Genomic DNA, 23436 nt, shown 5'->3' on the forward strand with positions numbered 1-23436 from the left:
CGTTAAAATTAACATACGTTAAAAGAAAATTTATCTAATATTATTTCCATATTAAAAAACGCTATACAAAAAAATTAAGCTAATATCTTATTAAAAAGAATATAGCTTAATTTTATCAGACATTTCATCCTAATTATTACCATTTAAAATCTCAGCAATAACTCTTGCCATGCATTCAGCTGTTACCTGTGATTCCTGTGGAGTATTATAATGTGACCCTATTTCTAAGAGTACACTATTGTCACTTTTACTTTGATTAAATGCGTTTTTTCCCCTCGGATAAGTAGTTATTTCCCTCGGTAATGTTGGAAATAACTCTTTTGTTTTATTAAAAATCTTTTCTGTAATCTCTTTATTTTTCTCATATCTCTCGCTATTTTGGGCCGTAACAAGAGCCATTCTTGCTGCACTCTTTCCATAAATCTCAGTTGTAGTAATACTTTTATTTGTAATAGAATCTCTATGAAGATCTATTATAAGCCTAAAATCTCCATATTTATTTAGATATTTGTCTACTGTCTCACTTGATCTGGCATAGCTGTCATTATATGATATACAGTGATCTGTCTTATCATGTATCACTGATATACCATATTTTTCTTCCAATTCTTTAGCTAACACATCCCCTACACCAACTACATTTGTTTCCTCATTTATGCTGTCCGGCTCTTCTTGAGAATAGTTTTCATGGGTATGAGTATGATAAATCAATATTTCTGGTTTAGATGCATTAAGAGTTTTCTTTAACGCAGCGTTATAAATTTGGTCTCCTATTGTAGATTCATTCAAATTTATTTTTGATATACTATCTTCATTTATTTTATAAGAATCAAATGTAAGTCTTTGTTTACTTTCAACTGAATCAGTAGAAAATATGTTAAATAAACTTATCTCTTTATTAATTATATTTCTAGAAGTAAAGTTATTAATCCCTGTTGCTTCCATAAGTATATATTTTAATGAAATTCTATTTTCAGCATAATTACCTTCATCATAAATTTGATTTTCTATAATTGGCATCCCAAAATTCAATAACTGCACATATGCAAAAGCGCCTCTTTCATTATTATTTTTTAATACTTCGTAAACCCTAACAAAAGATATCGTTGTAATAGTTAACAAAACTATTATCAGTATGTTTGATACTTCATTCGTTTTAATATTCTTTTGTTTAATTCTTTTTTTTCCTAATTGGTTCATATAAAACACCTCAATTTTCATTGAACTCTTTTATATGTATATTAGGTAATTTACATAATTATTCTATAAAATATTTATTAGTGAGAAGAATTTAATGGCTGCTTCTCACCATTTTTATCAGTGTAAAAGATCCGAATTGTGGCATAGCCGCTCTTTTTATTAGTGATAAGTTCCGAATTGCGGCATAGCCGCTCTTTTTATTAGTGCATAAATTTATTTATATCATCCATATCCATATTGGGCTGGAGGGCTATATTTATACCATCGGCTATTATTTTAGAAAGAGAATCTATCACTAAATCTATATCCTTAGGCGTAACAAACATATCTCCAAGTAATTTAGAATATAATACTTCTTTTATTAATGATTGTTTCTCATTTCTATCTAAATTTTTTAGCATATTATAGAACTCGCTACCAGACTGAGTAGAGTTTATCAATGAATCTAATACTAGATCAATTGTATCATTTGCAATTGTAACAGCATCTACCACAGTTGGAACTCCTATAGCTATAACCTTAACGCCTAAGTTTTCTTCATTTATCTGTTTTCTATTATTTCCAACACCAGCTCCTGGTGATATTCCTGTATCACCAATTTGTATTGTTCTATTAACTCTTTCAACTCTTCTTGCTGCTAATGCATCAATACATATTACAAGCTCTGGCTTAGTTTTTTCTACAAGCCCTTTAATTATTTCAACAGTTTCTATTCCAGTTATCCCAAGTACTCCTGGGGCTATTGAAGATACTGGTCTTACACTGTCATCCATAACTTCTGGCATTACTGATTTTAAGTGACGTGTTACCATAATTTTTTCTGCTACTTTTGGTCCTAACGCATCAGGTGTTACATGCCAGTTTCCAAGACCTATAACTAAAGCATTTTTTGTATAGTCTATATCCACCAATCTCGATAATGATTTTCCAACGACTTGTGCTACTTTATCCATAGTTTCTCCGTCATAAGCTGTGAAATCTGGTATATCAATTGTAATATAACTTCCTACAGGTTTTCCTATTTTTTGAGCTCCTTCTTCATTTTTTACTTTTACTGTTGTTATATTTACTTCATCCTGCTTTTCATTTATTACTTCTATTCCTTCAATTTCATTATTATTATTTTTTTGCTTATATATTTCTCTAGCCTCTAAAGCTAAATCTGTTCTTACATTTATCATAACATCACCTCACAAATATAATCATTCTATTTTTCCTCTCTCTTTTAAATTTAATACTTGAATTACATAACTTTCGGTGCTATAATAAAGTTTGTTGAATATGAACTCGTACGCAGATTTCCCCAAAAACTGCAGAGACCCTATAAAAATTTAAGGGGGTGAATGAAGAATGGCAAATATTAAATCAGCAAAAAAGAGAATTAAAGTTATCGAAACTAAGACTTTAAACAACAGAATGATTAAATCAGCTTTAAAAACTACTATAAAGAAGTTTGAAGCTGCAGTTGAAGCTAAAAACGTTGAAGACGCAAAAGCTTTATTTACATCTGTTACTAAGTCATTAGATATGGCTGCTTCTAAAGGAGTAATCCATAAGAATATGGCTGCTAGAAAGAAATCAAGATTAGCTGCAACATTAAATGCAATGGCATAATCTATAACCCACCTTTAATGGTGGGTATTTTTCTGTTCAAAAGCAAAGTTAAAGGAATCGGTTTATCCAATTCCTTTATCTATTTAGGCACTGTTAAAGTATTTATTAATAAAAATTCCATTTCCATATCTTTATCAAAACCTGTAGATTTTAATTTTTTTTCTGTTCTAACACAAAGTTTAATTAACTCCATCAACTGTTTTTCAGAAAAACTTTTACTTTGAATTATTAGTTTTTCACATACGAATTGAGGAATTCTGAATTTCGAAACAAAATCATCAACTTTTTTTCCACTTATAAGCCCAATCTTAATTTCATATAAACGATAAAAATGTCTTTCTATAGCCGTAATCATTAACATATGCTGATCAGATTTATATAAAATATCTTTCATTATGTCTATTGCTCTATCTATCTTCCTTTGCGCTATAAGTTCAACCAAGTCAAATACATCATCTTCATTACTATTTGTAATTAGCAAATCAATATCATTTTTCTTTATCTCACGTCCATCTGTATATGATATTAATTTATCCACTTCTCTTTTTATTATATCAAAGTTATTTTGAACTTTCTCACAAAAATAACTTAATTCTGTCCTTCCTATTCCTTTATCTCTTTCTTTAAAAACTTCATTAACTTTTTTTATGTACCTGTCTCTCTTTAACTTATCACAAAAAACTACTGATAAATTTTTACCTAATTGAGTTAACTTTTTATTTTTATTAGGCTTATCTCTTTTATCTTTAAATAAATAGTACATTATTAAAATTGTATAGGGTGGCAAATCTTCTATATATTTTTTTATTTCATTATATATTTTTGTTCCTGATGAATCACTTTTTTCTTGAAGAAAATTAGCTCTATAAATGATAACCACTTTTTTCTCACTCATAAACGGCATAGTCTCACATGCATTAAATATGTCATCAAACGTTGTATTCATTCCATCTATTTTTATCAAATTTAATTCTTCTAATTCTTTTTCAACTGTTTTTTTTACAACAAGATTTACTCCATCTTTAATTAACTCTTCATCTAATCCACAAAATACATATCCATTTTTTATATTGCCTTTCTCAATTTCTTGCTCATAAAATTCATAATTAATCACTTTATTTCCTCTCATTCTATCTTCACAGTTTATATATCATTAATAAGTGTATAATCTTTTAAAATATCCTATATATCTGATCCTGAAAGATTATAATTTTTTTCACCTTACCGTCTTTAAAATTTATTATATCACAATCTTCAGACTCATATTTATTCATGGTCATTTTTAAAAAATATTTTTCATCATTAACATATAAAATATAATTTTGACCTTTAGATTTAATATTGCATATGTCTTCTATATATATTTCATCTACATCTCTATATAAATGTGTTGCATGTGATATCTTTGAAAGTCTTTTAATATCTATTGGATTTTTATTGGTGATTAATATATTCCTCCCCATATGACTAAACACTATTGCCCCTTCTCTATAATACTCTATATATGGCAACGGACTATAAATCTGTATTATTATAATTATCATAGATATAACTGGTAGATATATGAATTTCTTATATCCCTTTCGATAAAAATAAAAGCAAAATAGTAAAATACAATAAAAAAACGCTACATAATCATTACTGTAAAACATAGGTAGGGTAATATTCTCAAATATATTCACCATGTAATCAAAAATATTCACTAGTTTCAGCATTAAATAACAAATAAAATCAAATACTGGTACGCATGAATATGTTAATATCAAAAGATTTCCAAGTATTACAATAGCATTGACAAATGGTAATAAAAATATATTTCCTATTATAAAGTTTAGAGAAAAATCATTAAATATAACCATTAAATAGGGTGTAGTTAAAATTTGTGCACTTAACGTTATACTCACTGTCTCTCTCAAATTTTTCTGAAGTTTATATAGTAAATTATTCAGCTTTTTATTATATAATATTATCCCTATAGTTGCCAAGAATGATAACTGGAATGATATTTCAAAAGCAGAATATGGAGATAGCATTAAGATTATAATCCCCGACAAGCTTATAGATGATAATGAATTATTATTTCTTTGAAAAATATCTGCTCCTTCTACAGCTGCCAGCATTATGAATGCCCTTATACAAGAATACTCACTACCTGTTAAAATTACATATAAAATAGTTCCTAAAAGCCCCAACTTATTTCCTGTTACTTTTTTAATAAATGCGTAAACTATTGCTACATGTAATCCAGACACACTAATACTATGTATTATTCCAAAGTTTTTCATATCATTTTCATCTTCTTCATCCAAATATTCTTTATATCCAAAAGAGATAGATGATATTAATGCTGATTTTCTTTGTCCTAGATTCTCTTTCAATAATTCATAAACATTGTATTTCATTTTATATATGTTTGTAATCCAATCATCTTCTATTGGAATACACTTTTCTACTAAAACTTCTCCTACAATTCCTTTTGACTTATCTGTATTGCTTTGAGCTTTACCTTGAATATAATACCTTTTTGAAACATCTAAATCACTATCTTTTAAATCATCTAATATTATTTTTTTTCCATTACAAGTTGAAACAATATCATAAGAAGTCATTTGCTTTATTCTAACAATTCCATTAAATTTCTCATCAATACTATAATATGAAACATTAATTAGAATTCCTATAATAAAAATGATCAACATTAGAGAAGAAAAATTAATTCCGCAGTTGTAAATTAATATAATAAAAAAGGAGGTTACAACAAAAATTGTAAGCCCCCTATAGTCACCATTAAGTCCATAGCATATACAACTCATTAATAAGCTGATAAAAATATATACTATTGGATTTCCTATATCTTTTACTTTTTTTAGAGTCATTAGCTCACCCATATTCTTATATTTCTCATATTTATGAGTTTTGCCACTTTTCTGATAAAATTTCATATGTAAGCAAAATAACTATTGAAATTATAATTTCAATTATTATTATATCTCTTATGATAATACCATTAATAAATGTTATTAAAAATGCAGAAATAAGTATTATAAATAATGTAACTATTCCAAGTGTCAATTCATTTGATATTTTCCTTATTGAGACTTTGTTGTTTAATAGTGTAAATATTAAAGCATCTGTTCCTAGAAATATCAAAGGAATTATTTGTCCTTCTGAAGGTTCAACTTTATAAATAGAAATTAATGTTATTATACTTACTACAATTGACCTTATTATCATACCAATTATTGATACTTCTTTTCCTGATCTCAATACTGTAATAATTGATAATGGAATCATTACTATAGCATTTACTATTAACATTATCCAAAAATTCATTATACCTATTTGTCCCAAAATTAAACATCCAGATAAAATTATTAATTCTGATAATACTGTCATAAAAAACAATTTTAAAGCTCTTTGAATGTTTGTTTTTATTTCTTTAGAGTATTTTCTTATATTAAATAAACCTTCTAAATAGTTATCTTTAATATAAACATCAGATATCTTTTTAACCATCTCAGTTGCTTCACCTTTACTAATTCCAACATTAGCCAAGTTTAAGACAGGTATATCATTTAAGTTTTCTCCAACTGTCGCAACCTTATATCCATCTTTAACAAATAGTGCAACAATTTTTGCTTTTATTTCTGGAGTAACTCTACAGAATACTCTAACTCTCCCAACAAGCTCTTTAAACTCATCTTGATTTAACGAGTCTAATTCTATGCCTGCTACTACTTGATTTTTATTTCTTATAATCTCACATTTTAAGCAATTGGTAATTGCACTTAATTTACTTTCCTCAGTAAATAATATTGGAACAATACCTCTATCTTTTATATTCCTAATGTCATTTTTTATATTATGTATTAATGGATTTTCTAATCCTGCAATACCTACAAAAACCATATTGCTTTCAATATTTTCTGATTTAGAAGGCTGATAATTAAAATTTCTATAAGCAAATCCTTGAGTTATTAAACCTTCTGTAGAAAAACTCATATCTATAAGTTTTATTCTATTTCTTATTTCATCTGTAAGCTCTCTTTCAATACCTTCCAGCATAATATGTGTGCATTTATCTAACACAATATCTAAATTTCCTCGCGTGTTAGCTCTATATCTTCCTTTGACATTTGTAACTACAGTAAAAAGCTTTTTATCAGGATCCATTGGTATCTCAAATAATTTAGTATTATTAATATCAACAGCTGATTTAAATACTTTCTTTCTAGCTGCATATCCTAAAAATGCAACCTCTGCTAAATCTCCTGTGCCAGTACCTTCAGCTACATTATAACTTGAATTATTACAAATCAAAGAAATTTCAAGCAATCTATCAGAAGTTATTTCTTTTTTATATGTATCATCTTTACCTATTATACTTTCATTTACATATATTCTATCAACGACCATCTCTTCTTTACTTATTGCACCTATTTTATCTAAGAATAATATGTCTATATCATTCACTAGATTAAAAACAGAAAAATTAATAATCTCAATATCATCTTTTGCATATTGGTTTATTATTAAATTATATGATAATATAGCAACTACAGATAATGGCATGCAACCTATTGCAAATAATGCTTTTGTAAAAAATGTTTTATCTACATCTTGTCCAGATATTATAAAAAACATTCCTACTGAAATTATTATAATAAAGAATATCAATAAATATTTTTCTACGATATTAGTAGTCATCTTTTTAAAACTATGCTTTCTTGTATTAGCTGATTTAAACATAGCTAATAGTTTTCCTATTTGAGTTGAATTTCCAACTTCAATAACAACACCTATTCCACTTCCATCACATACTGTTGAACCTTTGAACAACAAGTTTTTCATATCTGAAATAGATAAGTTACCACTTAATATTTTATTTTCAAATTTTTCTTTTAATAAATCTTCTCCAGTAATAGTCTTTTCATTAACCCTTAAATGATCAGATTTTATTATTCTTATATCTGCTGGTATTAAAGAATTCCTAGAAAATCGAACAATATCTCCAACTACAAGTTCTTCACTTTTTATTATCTTTTCCATTCCATCTCTTATAACCACAGTCTCAGTTGAATTCAACCTTTGTAAATTTGATACTTCCTTATCTCTTTGAAGAAAATATAACGTATTTATACCCATATCACTTATTAGTATTCCTATGATTATAAGACCTGGTATATATTTTTGAAAAACAAATAATAAAATTGCAATTATTATCTTTATAATAGTATATTTTTCTTTTAAAGAATTTAATATGTATTTATATATTTTTGTTTTATCTGGTAAATCAATTTTATTTGATCCTTTTCTTCTCCTTATTATTTCACAGTCCTTTTCACTTAACCCCATCTCAATATCACTATTTAAAAGCTGAACAATCTGCATCCAAGAACTGTTGCAATATCTTTCCAAAATAACCCCACCATCCTAAATTAATATTTATTATTAAATTAAATCACTATAATTATTTCGATAAAAAAATTTTAATATTAACATACTTCTTTAATATAATTTTTGTATTTTATTACAAAACTAATTTATATTATAAAGCTTTACTATAAAAAAGGCAAAACACTCTTTTTAATTATAGCTTAACTAATAATATTGGATTTTTCTATCACTTTTTAGTTTTTGGATTAAATATAAGAGAAGCTAAATATCCAAAGAATATAGATGCAGTAATTCCTGCTGCACCACCTTTAATTCCACCAGTAAATGCTCCCCAAAAACCAATTTCTTTTACTTCTTTTATAGCTGCTTTAGCAAGAGCATTTCCAAAACTCGGAAGTGGTATTGTAGCTCCTGCACCGCCAATTTCTATTAATTTATCATACCATCCAAATGCACCACAAATAGCTCCTATTGTTACAAATGCTACTAATATTCTTCCTGGAGTTAATTTTGTAGTGTCAATTAATATTTGACCTATTACACAAATAATTCCCCCAACAACAAATGCACTTATATATTCCATTGTTATCTTCCTTTCAATCAATTCATTTCAATAGCAACAGCATGCGCTATTCCTGGTATAGTTTCACCCTGAAGTGATGATGTAGTACTCATTAAAGCTCCTGTTGAAACTAATAAAACTCTTTTTATTTCTTTTTTCATCAGTTTCTTATATAAATATCCTGTAAATACAACTGCCGAGCATCCACATCCGCTTCCGCCAGAATCAGTATTTTGCTTTTCATTATCAAAAATCATTTCTCCACAATCTATATGCACACCTCTTATATTATATCCAAGCTCCTCTATTAATTTATCGGCTAATTCTTTTCCTACAACACCTAAATCACCAGTTGCAATAAAATCATAATCACTAGGCTTTCTTCCTGTATCCTTAAAGTGCTTTGCTATAGTGTCTGCTGCTGCTGGTGCCATAGCTGCTCCCATATTATTAGGATTTTTTTGTTCAAAATCTTTTACTTTTCCAGTAGTTACATATGTTATTTGTGGATAATTCCCTTCGTGTCCTAATACTAATGCTCCTGATCCTGTAACTGTCCATTGAGCTGTCTTAGGTCTTTGTGAACCATACTCTAAAGGAAATCTAAACTGTCTTTCAGCCGAACTAAAATGTGATGATGTTGCTGCAACAACATATTTTGCAAAACCTCCATCCATTATAAGTGATGCTAAACTTAACGATTCTGACATCGTCGAACAAGCTCCATACAATCCAAAGAATGGAATACTAAATTCCCTTGCTGCAAAACTTGATGATATGATTTGATTTAATAAATCCCCAGAAAACAAATAATTTATATCTTTCTCTTTAAGATGAGCTTTATTTATAGCTTCAGAAATAGCTGTAAACATCATTTGACTTTCTGCCTTTTCAAAACTATCTTCTCCATAAGTATCATCACTTAAAACTTGATCAAAATATCCACTTAGAGGTCCTTCTCCTTCTTTAGGTCCAACAATTGAATGTGTTGCTATTATTTTAGGTGGATTCTCTAATTTTACAGTCTGCTCTCCTAATCTTTTATTTATTGTCATTTTTCACACTCCCTTATACAATTCAAAGTTCACAATTCACAATTTTTATATAGCTAACAGTTGACAAGTGACAATTAATTTAGAAGTCTAAAAAAGATTTCTTTATTTTAATATTGCATATGGTGCTGTCGCATAAAATAATTTGCGTATGCTCCTTTTTGTGGATGTTACAAATTAAAATTTATATTTTAAACGTGAAGATATAAAAATGGTGAATATCTCAAAGTTATAAATTTTACATTCTACAAACTTCATCAAAACATAAAATTTAGAAAGCTTAAATCTTTTTTTCTTAACTATAATCTATTCATTCATACTCTTTCTCTCTTAAATCAAAATTTGTAAGCGCGACAGTCACAAGCAGCTTTTAATAATGTATAAACATTATTTTTCTATTTAAATTATGAATTGTGCATTTTGAACTGTGCATTGTCTTAAAATAATCCAATAACATAATATATTATTCCTATTATTACAGATGTACCTATTCCATATACTAATACAGGTCCTGCAATAGTAAACATCTTTGCTGCTACTCCAAAAATATATCCTTCTTTTTTAAATTCTATTGCCGGTGCAACTACTGCATTAGAAAACCCTGTAATTGGAACTACAGTACCAGCACCACCAAAACTAGCCATTTTACCATATATACCAGTTCCTGTTAATACTGCACCTATAAATACCATTATTATAGGAACTATATTCATTACTTGTTCTTTTGGATAACCAAAACTTTCAATTATATTCATAATTAATTGTCCAATATCACATATAATTCCACCAACCAAAAAGGCTTTTAAGCAATTCTTGAATATTTCTGATTTAGGAGTTGCTTCTTTAGCCATCTGCTTATATTTATTTTTTATTTGTTCTTCTCTTCTTTTACTATTGCTGCTCATTTTTCACACTCCTTTTTCTTATATGATTATTATTCACATTTTTTTTAAAATTAATTATGTTATATTATTCCACAACATAAATCAGGGATGTAGAAAGTTTAGAGTGAGATAACCGAAATAAAACTCATAGTATCTATATTATTTCTGTTATAAATGAATATATTTTTTTAATTAATGAATAGTTATCTATATGTTAAAGATTAAATAATTTAATCTTTTATCAATTTTTAAAAGTAATAAGTCTATGAATATAAAATTTTGATTATTTTCTAAACGTAGAAGAAATTTTTAAAGTGAAATATCTTCAGCAGTAGATGAAGATGATCTAAGATAGTCTATCTTGTTAGTTTTGTACATCATCAAGCATTATATACCAAGGAAATACGCACTTTTATTAGTAGCATCATAAGTTATAATAATTGATTGAAAACTGTATTTTAGGTATTGAATATTTACCAAAATATAAATTACATTAAATAATGGGTTTAGAGAAAAACAAAGAAATTCAATATATGATAGGCGTAGTATTGTATTAAGAAATTTAAGCTTTTAACTTCTTAGACAGAGGCTGTTCCAAAATTATTTGTCCAACACTTGCTGTTGGAGCAAATTGTTTTGGGTACAGCCTTTGTCTTTAGAAGTTTTAGCTTAAATTTCCCTACAATCGAGCCTATCATATATTGAATTTCGGTGTTATCCACTAAACTATGATTCTACGTCCCTTATTTATATTATAAACATTCATATTTTCTTATTCTTCTAATCTTTTTTTCATCTGAGCTAGAACCTTTTTCTCTATTCTAGATACTTGTACTTGACTTATTCCTAACATCTTTGCTACCTGAACTTGTGTTTTATCTTTAAAGTATCTAAGCATTATGATTTGCCTAGCCTTTTCATCTAGGCTTCTTAATGCTTCTTTAAGTGCTATTCTTTCAATTAAATTATCATCACATTTCTTTTCTTCACTTAACTTATCAATTAATAAAACTGGCGCTCCATCATCCTGATGTATAGTATCATATAAATATTGAAGACTATTTGCTGATTCAATAGCAAATATTATTTCTTCCTTATCTACACCTGCATATTCTGCTAATTCTTCAATTGTTGGACTTCTTTGTAATGTCTTGCTTAGTTGCTCCTTATAGATGCTAATTTTTCTAGCTAAGCTTTTTACATTTCTACTAACTTTAATCATTCCATCATCTCTTAGGAATCTCTTTATTTCACCTATAATCATCGGAACTGCATATGTAGAAAACTTAACATTATAATCCGTATTAAAATTATTAATAGCTTTAACTAAACCAATAGATCCAATTTGAAATATATCCTCATACTCATATCCTCTATTTAAAAACTTTTTACTAATTGACATAACAAGCGGTAGATTCATTTCTATTAATTTATTCATAGCTTCTGAATCTCCATTTTTCGCTAAATTAAGCAGTTCTGGATTATGGTCATAATTATAAGCCTCTCTTTTTCTATCCTCATTTCCCATATCTTTCACCTAACTTACTATGTTAAATTTTTTCTTAATTACAACCCTTGTTCCAATCCCTTTCTCACTTTCAACATGTAATTCATCCATAAATGTCTCCATCACCGTGAATCCCATTCCAGAGCGTTCTAGATCTGGTCTAGATGTATATAACGGTTCCATAGCTTGTTTGATATCATCTATACCTTTTCCCTTATCAGAAATTGCTATAATCACTTCATTTCCTATTATTTCTGTTTCTATTTTTATCATTTTATCTTTTTCATTCTCATACCCATGTATTATGGCATTAGTCACAGCTTCTGATACTGCTGTCTTTACATCACTCAATTCATCTATTGTTGGATCTAGCTGTGAAATAAACGCTGCTACTGCGACTCTTGCAAATGCTTCATTCTCAGATTTAGCTATAAATTCCAAACTCATTTTATTATCAAACATGATAACCCCTCCATTTAAATACACCCTACTGCTTCTTCTATGGTATTGTATTTTTTTATAACTTTATATAAGCCAGCAAGTTCAAAAATTTTATTTACATTTTTATTTACATTACTTATAAAAAGATTTCCACCTCTATAAGAAATTTTCTTATATCTTCCCATAACTGCTCCGATTCCGGAACTATCCATAAATGAGACTCCCGAAAAATCTAGAATTATATTTTTTGCTTCATTCATATCAATCTTATCATCAATTTTAACTCTAACTTCCTCTGCACTATTATGATCTAGCTCTCCTTTTAAAGTTACAATTAAAATATCTCTTTGCATATTAAAATCTAAAAACATATTTTTATGAGATTACCTTTAATAATTTATGTTAATCTGTAAGGTATTCCCTTACCTCCCCTCTTTATTTTTATATTTTTTATCATCTTTACCATATTTTAACACATAATTTTACTGCTAGTCAATTTTTTTATTACGAAAATTAATCAATATTTTTTAAACATTAAAAAGCTACATCAATAATATTTTGATGTAACTTTTTCTTATCTGGCCTAGTATATATTTTTATTATTTTTTTCTTTTACTTGTTTTATATTTAGAAATTTCATCTTCAATTTCTTTTAGAAAACTCTTCATGGTATCTTCTTCATTAAAAATAAGAACTCTAAGTGCATCTTCCAAAGTATCCATGGAATAAATATGAAATTTATTATTCTTAATATCATCTTCTACATCACACTTTAAAATAAGCTCATTTTTATTGGAACTAGGAATTAAAACTCCCTTACCGTCTACTGTGTCCAAAATACTGCAAACTCTATGAAATCCTTCTATCTTTTCATTCACTCCACCTATTGGCTGAACTTCTCCAAATTGATTTATCGATCCCGTTACTGCTATATTCTGTCTTATAGGTCTTTTGCTTAAGGCAGATAAAATACATACAATTTCTGCAACAGATGCACTATCCCCATCAATCATTCCATAAGTCTGCTCAAAGCTTAATTGAAAATCTACTGGAAGTTTTTCATACGGAGTTATTAGCGCACTTAAAATTCCTCTCAATATACTAATTGACTTTTCATGAATACTTCCACTCATATTACATTCTTTATGAATATCAATTATATTCCCACTGCCTTGAAGTGCAATACATGTTATTCTCATTGGTTTACCAAAACTATAAAATTCAGTTCCAACTACAGCTAAGCCATTAACGATCCCAATTTTTTCTCCGCTTGTAGTTATTAATATTTTTCTATATTTATAGCTGTCCATAACTTCTTTTAAAATTTCTTCATCTTCATATGCTACTTCTAGTATATCTTCTTTATCGATAGATGTCTTTTTTTTCATTTTTGCATTATTATCTGCTAAATACAAAACTCTATTAATATAATAATCATCTATTGAAATTTTATTTCTACTTCCAGATATTCTTGTTAAAAACTTAATTATCTCTTTTATACCTTCATTGTTTATTTCTAATAAACGATCATTCTCTATTTTTCTTCTTATATTAGATATTATATAATTCTGAGCTTCTTCTTCATAATGTAGTCTTCTTTCTACTTCTATTCTAATTGGAAAAATTCTTTTGAAGTCCTCATCTTTATCATATAATACTTCAAAACTTTCATAATCTCCAATTAATATAACCTTAACGTCAATAGGTATAGGAGCTGGTTTTAATCCTGCAATAGCTAACATTTCTAAATAACTTTTTGAGTAATTATAATCAACTCGTCCATGCATTAAAGCCTTCTTTAAATAATAATAGCTTATTCCATTTCCACTGTTTATTAATGAAGTCAGTCTCACTATTAAACATCCCTCATTAGCCTTAACCAAACTTCCTGCCGTTATAAGTGACATATCAGTTATATATTCACCATTATGATTTCTATATTCTATATTCCCAAGCAGATTAGCTAAACTAGGATCATCTTCATAAATAACTCTAGGATGTTCTATATTTAAATTGTCTACTATTACATTAACTTGATATTTATCAAGGATTTCTTTTATTTTCCCCTCGTCTTCTTCAAGATTTATAGTATAACAATCCACTATCTCATCATCAATACAATCAAACATTTCTATCAAATATCTATATACATCATCTTCAGTAAGAAATTCTAATAACAAATCATCCTTGTATTGTTCCATAGTACCTTTTAAATAGTCTCTATATATTATTTTTAATTTTTCTATAGATAGATTTTCTATGTCCTTTAGCTTTTCTAAAATTTCTTCTGCTTGAATTTTTAGTTTTGAAGCCTGCTTCTCTATAACTTCTTGAGTATCCTCTTCTAAATTGTCGTATTCTTCCTGTGTCATTTCATTTCCGCCATCTTTTAATGGAATAAATATAAATCCTCCACTAGTAGACTTCACATCAAAATTCTCTACTTTTGCCATTTGCATAAGCTTTGTTATATAATTATTTCTTTCTTCATTTATATTCTCAATTATAGATTCTTTTTCCTCAATAGATGAACTACTATAAAATTCATTTATGTCATACAAGTACTTCTTTTTCACTTCTTCTAGTAAATCTTTTAGTAAAACCCCTTTTCCATTTTTTAGGAATATAATTTTAGGTGATGTGGAATCCTGATTTGTAACATAACAAATATCTTTTGGTGCTTCTTTTTCTTTATAAATTTCAGAAATTTGTTCTGCTAATACTTCAACTTTTTCTTTTGAAAATGAATCAACATAATATATATTGAACCCATCTTTTTTAATATTTAAAGCCTTTTTTATTTTATCAAAACCTATATACTTTTTAGATGATACGTCATCATTTAATTTCTTCATTGTATTCTCACACGAAGTGCAAAAAATTATTTCTTTTGGAGTTAACTCTTTCTTCATATATCATCCCACTTTGAAGTTATAATTGTAAATTACATCAAACACTACAAAGCAGTTACCTCCTTATTCAAATTTTAGGTATATATAATATTTTTAAATACCTTCTATTAATATTAATATTCTTTAAGAGGTAATTTAGATATACTTTTTTCTTAAATATATATAATAATTAAAATAAGCTTATTTGCTCTACTTCATTTTCTTTAAATGATGACGCACTTAATCCTATTAACCTGACCATTCGTAATTTTTCTGCTTCTAAAAGTTCTTTTGCTACTTCATAAATTTCTTTATTATTAGATATATATTTATTTAATGTTTTGCTTCTAGTATGATTTTCAAAATTTTCAGTTTTATATTTTAAGGTTATCGTCTTTGCCATAACATTTTTTCTTAATAGATAATCTTCTATTTCATATGAGAATTCTCTAAGAAATTCTAATAGCTCTTCCTTATTATTCGTGTTAAATTTTAGCGTTCTCTCTTTACCTATAGATTTACGTTCATGTTCTAATTCTATTTTTCTTAAATCTACACCTCTAATTCTCTCATATATATCAACTCCATTTTTGCCCAAATACTCTACAAAAAACTCTCTTGGCATTTTATATAAATCTTTAACATAATATATTCCCATGTTATTTAGTTTACTTACTGATATTTTTCCAAGACCATGAATTCTATCTATTTTTAACTGAAATAAAACTTCCGGAAGCATATCTCTGCTTATTTCCTTTATTCCATTTGGTTTGTTCCAGTCAGAAGCAAGCTTTGCTAAAAATTTATTATAAGATATTCCTATTGATAGAGTTAAATTTAATTCTTTAAATACTCTATTTTTTATATATCTCGCTGCTTCCATACCATTTTTTATCTTTCCTTGGCTTAAGTCAAGATATGCTTCATCTATAGAAACAGATTCAACCAAAGGTGTTACTTCATTAAATATTTTAAATATTTCCTGGGAAATTTGAACGTATCTGCCGTATCTGCCCGAAATATATACACCTGTCGGACACTTTTCTTTCGCAATAAAAATTGGCATTGCTGAATGTACTCCAAATTTTCTTGCTTCATATGAACATGTTGATACTACACCTCTTTCGCTATTTCCACCAACAATTACAGGTTTACCTTTAAGATTTGGATTATCCCTCTGTTCGACAGATGCAAAGAAGGCATCCATATCTACATGAAGTATATTATTTTTCATTTAAATTCCTACCTTCCCTTATAAATAAAAAGAAGAAATTCATTTAGAATTTCTTCAAAACTTCACATATTTATGCAAGTACTTCATTCAATATTCCTTGATTTTTACTAACTAAAAATGAATAAACTCCAAATGCTAAAATTTCATCTACATACTTAACATCTTTTTTATTATTATACATAAATACAATTACTACTGCAATCATATTTCTAAAATCTTTATCTATATAATAGTAATATTCAGTTTCTTCATTAGATAAATATTTTAAAATTTCTTTGATTTTATATATAGTATTATCAATATTATATTCATTATCAAAGAAACCTACAAGCTGTAAAAATTGATTTCCAATTTTTAAATCATTCTCTTCCAGCTTTATTATCAGCTTTGATATTGGTTCTATTAATTCTTCAGCATTATTTAATAGAATTGAATTTGTTAATCCCTGAAGTTCATTTTTGTTAAATAAATCCAGTTTCTTGAAATAATCAAATATGTTGTCCATTTTTTCATATATATCATTATATTTAACATTTTCTAATGAAAGTAATGCACATAAAACATAATCATCTTGTTTTGTACATGAACCATATTTTTGTTTTATTATGTTAAATATATATTTCATTCGTTTACATATTATTTTTCTTTCTTTTTTATCTCCATATTTAGTTATTGCATAAGCTGCTATTACTAAATGCCCGCATTCAATAAAGTTTTCTTCTACAAGTTCATTAAATGTATCTAATAATTCATCAACAAATTTTTCAGTATCTAAATCATTTTCAACTAATAAAAATGATAATATGTAAAGAATATCTCCCCTAAAAGGTGACATATTCATTGTTCTTCTTTTTATCAAGCTTCTAATTGCTTTTACCCTATTATCTTCAATTTTCATTCTCTTATATCCACTGGTAAGTGCACCAAAATGATTTATATAATCTCCATCGTATCTTAAGTTGTAAATTGCATATCTATAATTTTCTATAATTATATCACAAATTTCCTTTATACTATTATCCATGATAAATTTCTCCCCTTTAGTACATAAATACATATATAATTATACTATATAATAAAATATATAATAACTTATATATTAATATATTTTATAACTTTTTCTCATGTAATCTTCACTTAAATATATTACAGTATTATTATGACAAACATATGACGAGAAATCTTTTTATAAAACAAAAGGCATAAGCACAATACTATTATTATCAATAGTATTCTTTAATTAAATATTGTGGTATAATAAGATGATATTATTAGTATAATAGGATTGTTATCCATATATTTATGCAAAGGAGTAAATGATTATGGGCTTTAAAGATAAGTTAAGCGGAAAGATGGGAAAATACTTTCAAGATGCTTACATGCAAAAGTATGGCGACAGAATAACTAGTGTTTCTGGGACAATTTTATCTGTAAAATTAATTGAAAAAAGTTATTTAATATTTCATAAGTTAACAGCTGAAATAATTGTAAAACCTGAAGTTGGTAAGAAAGTTGTTAAATGCTGGTATAAGAAAAATAGATGGTTTAAAAAACCTGAGTTTATAACTGTAAAACAAGGTCATAAAGTTATGATCATGGGAGTTAATGGAGAAAAGGACAGCAAAAAAGAAAATTCTCAAGAAGTTCAAATTATGAATTTATTAAATCTTACAACTAAGAAAGACTTGGTTCCTGTAGACCATAGCCAAATAAAAAAGGTACGTCAACAACAATCAAATATGATGAGACGTTAGGCATTTCACAATTCATAATGCATGATTCACAATTATTTATAAAAAATCCCCAAAAGGGGATTTTTTATTTGCAATAGTATAATATAGCACTTTAATATAATATTAGCATTTCTCTCATAGGCATATAATGATTAGTGAGGTACGAACTTAGCAGTATAGCCCTCCTATGAACGAAGGTGAATAGGAGTTTCCTTAATTTATTCTATACATTCCATTTATTTATGTCATTTTTATTCATATTTTATTTACATTATTTTGACTTTACTAGTAGATATACACTATTAATAAGTGCTATTATTCCTGAGAAAAATAATACAATTAACCATTGTTTTAAATTTAACGCTACAGTATGGAATATTTCTCTTAAAAATGGCACATATAATACTAAACATATTAAGATTATAGAAACAAGCACTGCTCCAACTAACCACATATTTGTAAATAATTTTATCTCAAATATAGAATGTCTTTCTGATCTGCACTCAAAAACATGGATAAGTTGAGACATAACTAATGTACATAATGCTAAAGTCCTACAAGTTTCTAAATCCATTCTATAATATCTACCAACCATAAATGCTAATAATGTACATAATCCAATTAATGTTCCTCTAACCACTATTTTTTCAACTAATCCTCTCGCAAATATACTTTCATTCTTTGCTCTTGGCATTTGCCTCATTATATCACTATCAGCAGGATCTACACCTAAAGCAATTGCTGGAAGTCCATCGGTTGCCAAATTGACCAAAAGAATTTGTATAGGGCTTAAAGGATTAGGTAAATAAAAAACTGTTGCTAAGAACATTGTAAGCACTTCACCTAAATTACAAGACAATAAATATCTTATGAATTTTCTTATATTATCATAAATTATTCTCCCTTCTTCAACAGCCGCTACTATTGTTGAAAAATCATCGTCCATAAGAATCATTGATGATGCTTCTTTAGTTACATCTGTTCCAGATATACCCATGGCAATTCCTATATCTGCTTCTTTTATTGCTGGTGCATCATTTACCCCGTCTCCAGTCATTGCTACGACATTTTTGTTTTTCTTAAATGCCCTTACAATTCTTAATTTATGACTTGGTGAAACTCTAGCAAATACACGTATTTTATTTACTTTTTCCTCTAATTCCTTATCATCTATATTCTCAATCTGTTCACCAGTCATAACTTGTGAGTCATTATTACATATATTTAAAGATTTTGCAATTGCAAGTGCAGTGTTTTGATGATCTCCTGTTATCATGATTGGCTTTATTCCAGCAAGTTTACATTTAAGAACTGCCTCTCCAGCTTCTTTCCTTGGCGGATCTATGCTTCCTGTTACCCCTATAAATATTAAGTTTTCTTCTAGTTTAGAATTCTTTGACAAATTTTCCTCTTTATAAGCTGCTGCTAAACATCTAAGAGCTCTAGAAGACATAGCAGAAATAAAGTCCATAACTTGCTTTTTCTTTTGATATGTGAATGGCTTAATCTTATTATTTTCCAATATATAATTACATCTATCTAATAATCTTTCCGGAGCTCCTTTAACATAGCAAGTTTCTTTTCCATTTTCATTCATTATAACTGACATCATTTTTCTTGTTGAATCAAAAGGAATATCATATACTCTATGAACTTTTGAAATATACTCCTCAAGTTTTGGCACATCTTTGAAAAACATATTAATAAGTGCTAACTCTGTGGGGTCACCATGCAAGGTTTCACTCATTTTCTTTTTAGTAAAGTCATAGTTACAGTCATTGCAATATACTAAACATTTCATAAGCTTTGTATAATCAGTAAGGTTATCTTTTTCTATGTCTGTTATTTTTCCATTTAAATAAACTTCTTTTACTGTCATTTTATTTTGAGTTAATGTTCCTGTTTTATCTGAACAAATTACTGATGTGCAGCCTAATGTTTCAACTGCTGGCAATTTTCTTACTAGTGCATTTCTTTTAAGCATCCTAGAAACACCTAAAGCTAATGCAACTGTTACTATAGCTGCCAATCCTTCTGGTATTGCTGCAACAGCAAGACTTACTCCTAGTAAGAACATTTCTGTTATGTCATTTCCCCTTATTATCCCCATAACGGTAACCATCGCACATATAACTAAACATATAACAACTAGAACTTTCCCTAATGAATCCAACCTTTGATTAAGTGGTGATTTTTCTTCTTCTATATTTTGAAGTAAATGAGCTATTTTGCCCATTTCAGTTTTCATCCCAATACTATTTACTTTTAAAATCCCCTTACCTTTTACGATTGTTGTTCCCATAAATCCTGTACTATTTTTGCTATGTGATTCTTTATTTACTCCAACAGATTCTCCTGTAAGCAAAGATTCATCTATTACTAATCCAGAACTTTCAACGAAATCTCCATCTGCTGGAATTCTATCACCTGCTTCCAATATTACTATGTCTCCTATTGTTAGATATATGGAGTTTATAATCTTTATACTAGAATCTCTTAACACCTTACAAGTAGGTGCGGCTAATTCTTTTAATGCTTCTAATGATTTTTCTGTTCTGAATTCCTGCACAAATCCTAAAATTGCATTAATAATAACAATTATAAGTATAGTTAGTGCATCTGCCTTATCTCCTATAATTCCCGAAATTATCGTTGCAGCAATTAAAACCCAAACAATAAAATCATTAAACTGAGATAAAAATATTTTCATTACAGATGTTTTTTCTTTATGCTGTAATTCATTAAGACCGAACTGCTCTATTCTTCTTTCTGCTTCTTTTGTGCTAAGGCCACTAATAAGCTCTTTTTCCTGTATCACAACTTTCTCCTCCCATATAAAGCTATATATACTATATATATTTTTCATTTTAAAAGTTATGCACCTTTTTAAAAGCAGCTATGCTGCAATTAGGATCTTTTCACATTTTGAAAAAGCAGCTATGCTGCAATTAAGATCTTCTCACATATAAAAAAAGCAGCTATCCTGCAATTAGGATCTTCTCACATATAAAAAAAGCAGCTATGCTGCAATTAAAATCTTTTCACATATAAAAAAAGTGCCTCAGCACAATTAGGATATTTTAAAATCTTGAAAAAATGCGTTAGCAAAACTCTATTATATTAAAGTAATATAAATAAAATAGAATCGAGATTATTGTTTAATCCTGATTCTATTTTATTTAAAAATCTATTTAATTATTTCATTGAATTAACAGCCGAAGTTAATGGTGGAATTACTTGTTTCTTTCTAGATAAGACACCTGGTAAAAATGCCATTGAATCTTCAAGTTTAACATTAAATGTAGCTTCAACGTAATCAGGTCTATTACCTGCAACTAATATTTGAGAACCTTCTTTTAAAATATCTGTTAAAAGAAGCATTACTGTATCATAGTTATCTTTTTCAGCTTTTGAATTCATGTATCCTAACATCTCATCTTTTAGAGGCATAAATCCATCTATATCCATAGTATTAACTTGTGCCACTCCAACTTTAACATTACCCATTTTAAAAGGTTTGAAGTCTTGATTAAATATTTCTTCTACAGTTTTACCTTTTAAAGAAGTACCTGCTTTAAACATTTCTGTAGCAAATTCTTCTACATCTTTAATTCCAGCCATTTCAGCAAGCTTTAAGCATATTTCTTTATCTTGTTCTGTACATGTTGGACTTCTAAAGAATAATGTATCTGAAATTATAGCTCCACATAATAGTCCAGCAGCTTCTTTAGATGGTTGAATTTCTCTTTCAAAGAAGCATTTAGCTACTATAGTAGATGTACTTCCTATTGGCTCACTTCTAAAGAATAATGGATTATTTGTTTGGAAGTCTGCAACTCTATGGTGATCAATAACTTCAAGAACTTCAGCTTCTTCTATTCCATCAACAGATTGACCTTTTTCATTGTGATCCATTAAAATAACCTTTTTCTTATGATTTGAAATTAAATGATATCTAGAAATTGTACCAATAACTTTTCCATCTTCATCAGTTACTGGATAGCTATGATATCTTGTTTCAGCCATTACACTTTTTATATCATCAACTAATTCATCTGTAGAGAAAGAAATTAAGTTATCTGTTGCCATTACATACCCTACTGGAATACTTTGAAGTAATAATCTTGATGCAGTAAATGAATCATATGGTGTGCTTATTACTGTTACACCATTAGCTTTAGCTTTTTCAAGTAACTCCGAAGTAAGTTCATGAGAACCTGTTATTATCATTAATGATATCTTAATATCAATTAAAGCTTGTTGAACTTCTGGTCTATCTCCAACAAGTACAACATCACCTTCATCAACTATTTCTTTTAAACTTTCAGGCTGCATTGCAGTAACTGCAATTTTTCCTTTAAATGTCTTACACGAATCATTTATATATAGAGATTTAGCTTCAAGGGTATCTAGTATATTTTCTATAGATGTATTGCTTTTAGATAAAATTTTATTATCTAAAATATCCATAAAAGAAGAAGTTAGGTTTGAAATTGAAAGAATTCCCTTTAATCTCTTATTTTTCCCAACTACTGGCAATGATTTAAGATGATTATCTCTCATTATATTCCACGCATTTTTTAATGATAATTCTGGTAGTACTGGTTCAATATTATCTATTTCTAAATCTTCCACTTTTAATTTAACTGTTTCCAATAATTGTGGAGCTTCTACACCAAAGTAATCTAAAATAAATTTTGTTTCTTGACTAACATCTCCTAATCTTACTGGTATAACTGGAAGATTAGTTGTTTTTTTCTTAAACTCTGAATAAGAAAATGCAGAGCAAATAGAATCTGAATCTGGATTCTTATGACCAGTTACATAAACTAAATCCTTCAAAATAGTCCCTCCTTACGATATATTCCATTTTATGTATTTACATAATCAACACATAATTAATTGTACTTGTAAAATTGTA

18 protein-coding genes are annotated in these 23436 nt (G+C 27.8%); 2 read left to right on the plus strand and 16 right to left on the minus strand.

The window, feature by feature from the left end; all coding sequences use genetic code 11:
• Positions 1-129 precede the first annotated feature (129 nt).
• Positions 130-1209, minus strand: a complete 1080-nt coding sequence (locus BN2920_RS17745) for a stage II sporulation protein P (protein ID WP_374116984.1) — start codon at positions 1207-1209, stop codon at positions 130-132.
• A 191-nt stretch (positions 1210-1400) separates the two neighbouring features.
• Positions 1401-2381, minus strand: coding sequence for a GPR endopeptidase (gpr, locus tag BN2920_RS17750; RefSeq protein ID WP_058296304.1), 981 nt, complete (start codon positions 2379-2381; stop codon positions 1401-1403).
• A gap of 169 nt (positions 2382-2550) precedes the next feature.
• Here gpr and rpsT point away from each other — a divergent pair, with 169 nt between their 5' ends.
• A complete protein-coding gene (gene rpsT, locus BN2920_RS17755) occupies positions 2551-2814 on the plus strand; it encodes a 30S ribosomal protein S20 (protein ID WP_058296305.1) in 264 nt (87 codons plus the stop codon).
• Positions 2815-2893: 79 nt separating this feature from the next.
• Here rpsT and holA read toward each other — a convergent pair whose 3' ends face one another.
• The 12 genes from holA to BN2920_RS17815 form a co-directional block, all read right to left on the minus strand.
• Positions 2894-3928 (minus strand): DNA polymerase III subunit delta, encoded by a 1035-nt coding sequence (holA, locus tag BN2920_RS17760; RefSeq protein ID WP_058296306.1) that lies wholly within the window; start codon positions 3926-3928, stop codon positions 2894-2896.
• A gap of 58 nt (positions 3929-3986) precedes the next feature.
• Positions 3987-5513, minus strand: a complete 1527-nt coding sequence (locus BN2920_RS17765; protein WP_242868411.1) for a ComEC/Rec2 family competence protein — start codon at positions 5511-5513, stop codon at positions 3987-3989.
• Positions 5514-5721: 208 nt separating this feature from the next.
• Positions 5722-8232, minus strand: a complete 2511-nt coding sequence (locus tag BN2920_RS17770; RefSeq protein ID WP_058296307.1) for a P-type ATPase actuator domain-containing protein — start codon at positions 8230-8232, stop codon at positions 5722-5724.
• Between the two features lie 205 nt (positions 8233-8437).
• On the minus strand, positions 8438-8794 hold the full coding sequence (gene spoVAE / locus BN2920_RS17775; RefSeq protein WP_058296308.1) for a stage V sporulation protein AE: 357 nt from the start codon (positions 8792-8794) through the stop codon (positions 8438-8440).
• A 17-nt stretch (positions 8795-8811) separates the two neighbouring features.
• Positions 8812-9828: a stage V sporulation protein AD gene (gene spoVAD / locus BN2920_RS17780; RefSeq protein WP_058296309.1), complete on the minus strand. Its 1017-nt coding sequence runs from the start codon at positions 9826-9828 to the stop codon at positions 8812-8814.
• A gap of 434 nt (positions 9829-10262) precedes the next feature.
• Positions 10263-10730, minus strand: a complete 468-nt coding sequence (spoVAC, locus tag BN2920_RS17785) for a stage V sporulation protein AC (protein WP_058296310.1) — start codon at positions 10728-10730, stop codon at positions 10263-10265.
• Positions 10731-11481: 751 nt separating this feature from the next.
• On the minus strand, positions 11482-12237 hold the full coding sequence (gene sigF, locus BN2920_RS17790) for an RNA polymerase sporulation sigma factor SigF (RefSeq protein ID WP_058296311.1): 756 nt from the start codon (positions 12235-12237) through the stop codon (positions 11482-11484).
• Positions 12238-12246: 9 nt separating this feature from the next.
• Positions 12247-12678: an anti-sigma F factor gene (spoIIAB, locus tag BN2920_RS17795; RefSeq protein ID WP_058296312.1), complete on the minus strand. Its 432-nt coding sequence runs from the start codon at positions 12676-12678 to the stop codon at positions 12247-12249.
• Positions 12679-12692: 14 nt separating this feature from the next.
• Positions 12693-13028: an anti-sigma F factor antagonist gene (gene spoIIAA / locus BN2920_RS17800; protein ID WP_058296313.1), complete on the minus strand. Its 336-nt coding sequence runs from the start codon at positions 13026-13028 to the stop codon at positions 12693-12695.
• 228 nt (positions 13029-13256) lie between these two features.
• Positions 13257-15569 carry an AAA family ATPase gene (locus tag BN2920_RS17805; protein WP_058296314.1) on the minus strand — a complete coding sequence of 771 codons (2313 nt, stop codon included), beginning with the start codon at positions 15567-15569 and terminating at the stop codon, positions 13257-13259.
• Positions 15570-15738: 169 nt separating this feature from the next.
• Positions 15739-16782: a DNA polymerase IV gene (locus tag BN2920_RS17810; RefSeq protein ID WP_058296315.1), complete on the minus strand. Its 1044-nt coding sequence runs from the start codon at positions 16780-16782 to the stop codon at positions 15739-15741.
• Between the two features lie 70 nt (positions 16783-16852).
• Positions 16853-17806, minus strand: a complete 954-nt coding sequence (locus BN2920_RS17815) for a DUF4003 family protein (RefSeq protein WP_058296316.1) — start codon at positions 17804-17806, stop codon at positions 16853-16855.
• Positions 17807-18104: 298 nt separating this feature from the next.
• Between BN2920_RS17815 and BN2920_RS17820 the strand changes: the two genes are divergently transcribed.
• On the plus strand, positions 18105-18536 hold the full coding sequence (locus BN2920_RS17820; protein ID WP_058296317.1) for a hypothetical protein: 432 nt from the start codon (positions 18105-18107) through the stop codon (positions 18534-18536).
• A 250-nt stretch (positions 18537-18786) separates the two neighbouring features.
• Here BN2920_RS17820 and BN2920_RS17825 read toward each other — a convergent pair whose 3' ends face one another.
• Both BN2920_RS17825 and BN2920_RS17830 read right to left on the minus strand, forming a co-directional pair.
• Positions 18787-21381, minus strand: a complete 2595-nt coding sequence (locus BN2920_RS17825; RefSeq protein ID WP_083498853.1) for a calcium-translocating P-type ATPase, PMCA-type — start codon at positions 21379-21381, stop codon at positions 18787-18789.
• 329 nt (positions 21382-21710) lie between these two features.
• Complete coding sequence (locus BN2920_RS17830; RefSeq protein WP_058296319.1) at positions 21711-23357, minus strand: putative manganese-dependent inorganic diphosphatase; 1647 nt, start codon at positions 23355-23357, stop codon at positions 21711-21713.
• Positions 23358-23436: the final 79 nt, after the last annotated feature.

This window comes from Clostridium neonatale (genome assembly GCF_001458595.1).
Classification (GTDB): domain Bacteria; phylum Bacillota; class Clostridia; order Clostridiales; family Clostridiaceae; genus Clostridium; species Clostridium neonatale.

Bases quoted from the DNA above. Each gene is read 5' to 3' on its own strand.
- gpr (WP_058296304.1), bottom strand. From the start codon at position 2,381: ATGATAAATGTAAGAACAGATTTAGCTTTAGAGGCTAGAGAAATATAT.
- rpsT (WP_058296305.1), top strand. From the start codon at position 2,551: ATGGCAAATATTAAATCAGCAAAAAAGAGAATTAAAGTTATCGAAACT.
- BN2920_RS17765 (WP_242868411.1), bottom strand. From the start codon at position 5,513: ATGTTGATCATTTTTATTATAGGAATTCTAATTAATGTTTCATATTAT.
- spoVAE (WP_058296308.1), bottom strand. From the start codon at position 8,794: ATGGAATATATAAGTGCATTTGTTGTTGGGGGAATTATTTGTGTAATA.
- spoVAD (WP_058296309.1), bottom strand. From the start codon at position 9,828: ATGACAATAAATAAAAGATTAGGAGAGCAGACTGTAAAATTAGAGAAT.
- spoVAC (WP_058296310.1), bottom strand. From the start codon at position 10,730: ATGAGCAGCAATAGTAAAAGAAGAGAAGAACAAATAAAAAATAAATAT.
- sigF (WP_058296311.1), bottom strand. From the start codon at position 12,237: ATGGGAAATGAGGATAGAAAAAGAGAGGCTTATAATTATGACCATAAT.
- spoIIAB (WP_058296312.1), bottom strand. From the start codon at position 12,678: ATGTTTGATAATAAAATGAGTTTGGAATTTATAGCTAAATCTGAGAAT.
- spoIIAA (WP_058296313.1), bottom strand. From the start codon at position 13,028: ATGTTTTTAGATTTTAATATGCAAAGAGATATTTTAATTGTAACTTTA.
- BN2920_RS17805 (WP_058296314.1), bottom strand. From the start codon at position 15,569: ATGAAGAAAGAGTTAACTCCAAAAGAAATAATTTTTTGCACTTCGTGT.
- BN2920_RS17810 (WP_058296315.1), bottom strand. From the start codon at position 16,782: ATGAAAAATAATATACTTCATGTAGATATGGATGCCTTCTTTGCATCT.
- BN2920_RS17815 (WP_058296316.1), bottom strand. From the start codon at position 17,806: ATGGATAATAGTATAAAGGAAATTTGTGATATAATTATAGAAAATTAT.
- BN2920_RS17820 (WP_058296317.1), top strand. From the start codon at position 18,105: ATGGGCTTTAAAGATAAGTTAAGCGGAAAGATGGGAAAATACTTTCAA.
- BN2920_RS17825 (WP_083498853.1), bottom strand. From the start codon at position 21,381: ATGAAAAATATATATAGTATATATAGCTTTATATGGGAGGAGAAAGTT.